We start from the raw sequence: 5,654 nt of genomic DNA on the forward strand, positions 1-5,654 counted from the left end.
ACAAGATATCCTCTGTAAAACTATAAGTATTGCTTGGAAAAGCACTTAATCTTAAAATACATCTTATTTCTTTAAAATCTCTAATTCAACCTAATCCACTATAGAATATGTTTCTTGCGAAATTAAAGAGTCTACTGCAATATCTTTTGCCCTAAAATGCGTATCTCCCATTCAAGTTTAATATTAAATTTATCTTTCACCAGTTCTTGCACTTTATTTCCTAGATTTTCTAAATCAGACGCAGTTGCATTATTGTAGTTTAACAAGAAGTTACAGTGTTGCTCAGAGAGTTGTGCTCCTCCCAAACATAATCCGCGACATCCTGCTGCGTCTATTAATTCCCACGCTTTATAAGTTTTTGGATTTTTAAAAATGCATCCAGCAGTTTTTCCAATAGTTGGCTGACTTCTACTTTTCTCATTAATAATTTTTCCCATTTTGGCATTTATCAATGCAGATTCTAATTGCGTGCCTTTAAATTCTGCTTCAACAAATATCCATTTTCCTTTTAAACTATGTTTCCGATACATATATCCCATTTCTTTGTTGGAAAACGTGTGCAGGTTACCGTCCTCTAGGTCAACTGCTTTAATAGATTGTACGATGCTTGCAACATTGTTACCATATGCACCTGCATTCATTTCTATACTTGCTCCTACTGTTCCTGGAATACCTACTAAAAATTCAAATCCACTAATCTCTTGCGCTGCTGCTTTATAGCCTTTAATGCATGCTTTTCCAAATGCATAAAATCATAGATCAATTTTATAATTTTTGAAATTTTACAAAATGTTCAAAAGAATATTGTACTGTTAAGTTAGTGCTAGGGCCACATAAAAACGGCTGCCGTCTTGCCTGTTGAGGGAAAGAAGGCATAATTTAGAGGAAATTCGTTTTTCTTCATCAGAATCACAGGGCCTGTACCCTGAACTGCCTGTTTTCACCGGCAAATGCCAACCGTCGTTTTTTATGTAAACCCTAGCATAACAAGTGGAAAACATTTACTAACAAAAAGGTAATTTTTTTTTTCTGGGCGACCACAAAAGCCCCTCTCTCCGAGCAAACAGTAAAAACAATATTTTAGTTTAATTACTTTTTAACAGGAGGATCCTAAAAGTGGGAAACAAAACTACAAGGGTGCCATTTCGGATAAATTAAATATAACATATGGAAATGGAAATGGAAATGGAAATGTGCCATTTACGAATGTTAAATGTTATGGAATGGAAATAATCCTACAGAGTTATTGTCTATCTTTAAGAGAGTGACTCTTTCTTTGTCTTCTTATATCAGTAAAAGAAAAAATACCTTAATCACAATCTGGGAATGCACTTTGACTGACTCTGGGCAACAAGTTCCAGCAGGATGTTTGACAGACAATCCGCGGGCAAAATGATAGAGAAGATAAAGATAAGCTACGAACGCTTTGAATTTGACCTATTTCTGACCCACATATCTGTGATCATCATCATATTTGCTTTATTGCCCTAAGGCGGATGGCATTTTGAATGTGTTATGGAAATAAAATATCGACTTTTGGGACTACATTAATCAGTGAATGTTCGCATCGGAGGCAGCCAATAGTGAGTATTAAGCAATAATGTGCCACTAATAAAAGGACTCAAATCTAATTTCTGTAAAACACATACATATACATATCATGCCGAAAAAGCCTTTTCTAAAAAGATTTTTTTCGTACAAATTTTGGATGGATCATAGAAAATTTCTTCTTTTTTTTCATTTTGTCAGTGATATATAAATGCCTCGACTCGGAAACAGTAGAACAATACCAATTTTCTACAATATTAATATGAATTGAATACTAAAATGAATTTTCAATCATATTTTAGTTTCCCATCAACCATCACTGCCATTATTGCCTTGTTGCGGATTTTCCAATTTGAGTTTTGAGTTTTGTCCTGCTGTTGGGGGAGAGAAATTGCTGCTTTTTGATCAAAAATTGTTAATGTAGATTAATATGCAACTATTTCATATTTGATGTAAATCATAAAGATTTTGTTTTCATTCTGAAATTCATAATCAGCGGGCAAAAATACTCAAAAAAATTCAAAACAATGGAAACGATTTTCAAAAGTCAACGTTTTCGGAAAAAATAAAATGATGTACCGGTATAAAAACTAAACGAGCGACAAGAGACCGGTATTATGAACACTCTTCTTTTTATTCTTCCTTCTTTCCCATCGAAGCCGGATGAATTTGCCGGTTTCATTAAACAAGAAAACACTCGAAGTGAATAATGCCAGAAAAATTAAATCTGAATGAAATTTGGATAATTATTTAAATAAAAGAAACATCATTTTTCTCACCATAAATTCCCAAAGCTTCTGTTTGGAAAATGTGTTGCAATGGAGGCAAATAAATCACAAGCANTTAATAGATTGTACGATGCTTGCAACATTGTTACCATATGCACCTGCATTCATTTCTATACTTGCTCCTACTGTTCCTGGAATACCTACTAAAAATTCAAATCCACTAATCTCTTGCGCTGCTGCAAAATGAGCAAGATTGCTAAGTAATACTGCACCACCTGCAACAATAGAGTTATTATTTTTATGTCTAATATAGGCAAATTCTTTGCCTAGTTTGATAGTTATACCTCTAATACCATCATCTCTAATTATTATATTGGATGTTGCTCCAATTATATTAATTGGTAATGCAGCATTTTTGATCACATATGATAGATGAGATATATTATATGGTTTAAATAATATATCAGCTAGTCCGCCTACATTCAACCACGTAATTCTAGATGTTAATACATGATAACGGCACACTCCGTGTGATTCTAAAAACATCGTGCTTTTAACTCTAACCCAGCATCTAACCCAATTTCTTCTGCATATTCTATAGGGGCAATGCGTTCAGTAAAACATGTTTTTTTTTCATTTGCTAACATACAACGTAAGTGTAGTGTATTCTTATCTAGATATTTAGCTAAAGCTGCAGTAGGTGTAAAACATGACCCATTGATTGTTTTTAGAAAACTGCGTTCTGACTTTATTCTGATAAAAGATTTATTATCATTTATTTTTTTTATCATATCGATTATTTTAAAGTTAGTCTTTTTGCATTGCACACAGATTGCCCCTTGACCTACGGCACTTAGCATAATTGTTGGTGGCAATATTTCAGTAATAAAGTAATGTTTATTTAGTCTTATTAATCCAGCTTCAGCTAGAATTATTGCATCACAAAAATTATTTTGAAGCCTAGTTGTTACATTTCCACGTATAGGTATTACGTTTAAATCTGGTCTGAAATTAAGTAATTGAATTTTTCTCCTTATCGAGGAAGTACCAATTGTAGCATTTAATGGTAGAGATTGCAGATTATTATATGTACTGGAAATAAGCACATCATATGGGCTTGATCTTTTCAAAATACACGAAATTGTTAAATCTGGTGAATAAAATGCAGGCACATCCTTAAGAGAATGGACACCAATATCTATGCTATCTGTAAGTAATGCATTTTCAATCTCTTTTATGAATAATCCTTTGCCTCCTATTTTAGCAAGATTTACGCTGACGTATTTATCTCCAGAAGTTTTAATTTTAACAATCTCAACAGATAAACTGGGAAAATGATCTAATAATTTTTGTTTCACTTCCAAAGCTTGTGCAACTGCGAGACTACTTCCCCTAGTGCCTATTTTGATTGACATTTATATTTATAATGAAACTTATTAACAAAGTGAATTTATCATTTGATAAATTCACTAAGAATATATTGTAATGGATTTAAAAACCTGTTAAGTATTTTTCTCTACGTATTTATGAGCTTATCCATATTTTGCTTTATACCCAAGATGTTATGATTACTACTGTGTACACTTAAAGTATGATTTAAATTATCTATATTCATGCACTTTCAATACCATTCTACCACTGCAGAGATATTTCTATCTGCTATCTTATTATGTTTTGCATCTAGCATCTCAACTTTCATGTGAATATCAACATTATCATTGTGTATATCGTGTATAAGATCTGTGATTTTAAAATAACCACTACCATATGGTATCTCGTTGTTAAACATTAAATCAAGATTAGCAGGATTTGTAAATCTATATTGTCCATGTATACTCCTTGCTTACTATAACATAGCATAGATTAAATCAGAAATTATATATACAATATGTAAACATATTGTGTGGAATTTGCCAAGTCAGAATTTACGTATATGCATTAGATTTCTTTTAAGACTATGATGAGATGTATGGGACTTGACGGTGAAAGAACATTTACCATGATTCTGGATTGCTAATCTCAGTATTAACGTACTGCATAAGCTCAATTTAGTATATATAATCTTCCAAGCTCCACTTAGCTTTTGGTGCAAAGTCTATTGAATTTATATAACCTCTTTGCAGTCGTTCAATACCTACCCACCCAACCATAACAGCATTATCTGTACATAGATGCTTGGGAGGAGAAAGTATATTTAAATATATATGTTTTTTCAGGTTTTCTGTTAAAAAATTATTTGCTGCAACTCCTCCAGAGATAACAAAATCATTAAGTGTAAAATTAAGAGATTTAGCCATTGTTATAGCATTATTTACCCTATCCAGTAATATATCGCTGACACATTCCTGAAATGAAGCACATATGTCACATATATTTCTTTCGTTTAATTTAAGTCTTTTTAGTAAAATTTTTACTGCAGTTTTAATTCCAGAAAATGAAAAATCGCAGCCTTGACGTTTTATCATTGCTCTAGGAAAATTAAACCTTTTCCCATTACCATGTTTAGCGAATTCTTCAATTATAGGGCCACCTGGATAGCCTAAGCCTAACATTCTGGCAATTTTATCAAATGCTTCTCCTATAGAGTCATCAAGTGTTTTGCCAAGTTTAATATATTTGCCTATATCTTGTGCTATTAAAAATTGGCAATGACCACCAGATATCAATAGAACTAAAAATGGAAATTCTACTTTGTGTAGCAGTCTAATTACCAACGCATGTGCTTCTAAATGGTTTACTGCAATAAAAGGTTTTTTTATTGCATGTGAAATTGCTTTAGCCATCATTGTGCCAACCATCAATCCACCTATGAGTCCAGGTCCTGAAGTAGCTGCAATTGCAGCTAAATCAATAAAATTAAGACCAGATGTTTTTATTGCATTTTTTACTAGATAACCTAGATGTTCCATATGTGCACGTGATGCAACTTCAGGTATTACACCACCATGTATTTTGTGTTCTGTTTGAGAAATAATTTCATGAGCAAGAATCTCTCTATTGCTGTTTATAATTGCTACGGCAGTTTCATCACAGCTGGTTTCTATAGCCAAAATGGTATGATTTTTCATGTCTATAGCTAGCTCAATATTTGTACCTATACCAAATTGATATTTCTCTGTAAAGAATAAAATATATGGAATATAAATATGGAATTTTTATATTGATCGCATTTTTACAATTAATATACTAATGTAAATAATGCTAGTTGTATGCATAACAAGTATGCACAACAAGAGTGAATTTAAAGGGCAAAAATAGATTATGGTTATTGAGTCAAAAATAAAAAACATTAGAGATACAGGCTCATATTTTGAACAAAGGGCTACCAATAGTGAAGAAGAAAAAAGTTATTATTTCAATCAACCGGTTGTAATGTTT

3 protein-coding genes and 2 pseudogenes are annotated in these 5,654 nt (G+C 32.2%); all 5 read right to left on the reverse strand.

What is annotated here, in order from left to right; genetic code table 11:
* Positions 1-131: 131 nt before the first annotated feature.
* Positions 132-713 (reverse strand): annotated as a pseudogene (gene murB / locus BIY23_RS00765) (UDP-N-acetylmuramate dehydrogenase); the annotation flags it as partial.
* Between the two features lie 1,680 nt (positions 714-2,393).
* Positions 2,394-2,822, reverse strand: a pseudogene (locus BIY23_RS00770) (FAD-binding protein); the annotation flags it as partial.
* A complete protein-coding gene (gene hemC, locus BIY23_RS00775) occupies positions 2,813-3,691 on the reverse strand; it encodes a hydroxymethylbilane synthase (RefSeq protein WP_070064660.1) in 879 nt (292 codons plus the stop codon). The pseudogene BIY23_RS00770 and the gene hemC, both read right to left, overlap by 10 nt.
* 206 nt (positions 3,692-3,897) lie before the next feature.
* Entirely contained in the window at positions 3,898-4,065 is a 168-nt protein-coding gene (locus BIY23_RS05165) for a hypothetical protein (RefSeq protein ID WP_186820121.1), read from the reverse strand.
* Positions 4,066-4,324: 259 nt separating this feature from the next.
* Complete coding sequence (gene tsaD / locus BIY23_RS00780; protein ID WP_070064661.1) at positions 4,325-5,344, reverse strand: tRNA (adenosine(37)-N6)-threonylcarbamoyltransferase complex transferase subunit TsaD; 1,020 nt, start codon at positions 5,342-5,344, stop codon at positions 4,325-4,327.
* Positions 5,345-5,654 lie beyond the last annotated feature (310 nt).

The sequence above is a fragment of the Wolbachia pipientis genome (genome assembly GCF_001752665.1).
Lineage (GTDB): Bacteria > Pseudomonadota > Alphaproteobacteria > Rickettsiales > Anaplasmataceae > Wolbachia > Wolbachia pipientis_A.

Coding starts and splice junctions, on each gene's coding strand:
- hemC (WP_070064660.1), bottom strand. CDS start 3,691: ATGTCAATCAAAATAGGCACTAGGGGAAGTAGTCTCGCAGTTGCACAA.
- BIY23_RS05165 (WP_186820121.1), bottom strand. CDS start 4,065: ATGTTTAACAACGAGATACCATATGGTAGTGGTTATTTTAAAATCACA.
- tsaD (WP_070064661.1), bottom strand. CDS start 5,344: ATGAAAAATCATACCATTTTGGCTATAGAAACCAGCTGTGATGAAACT.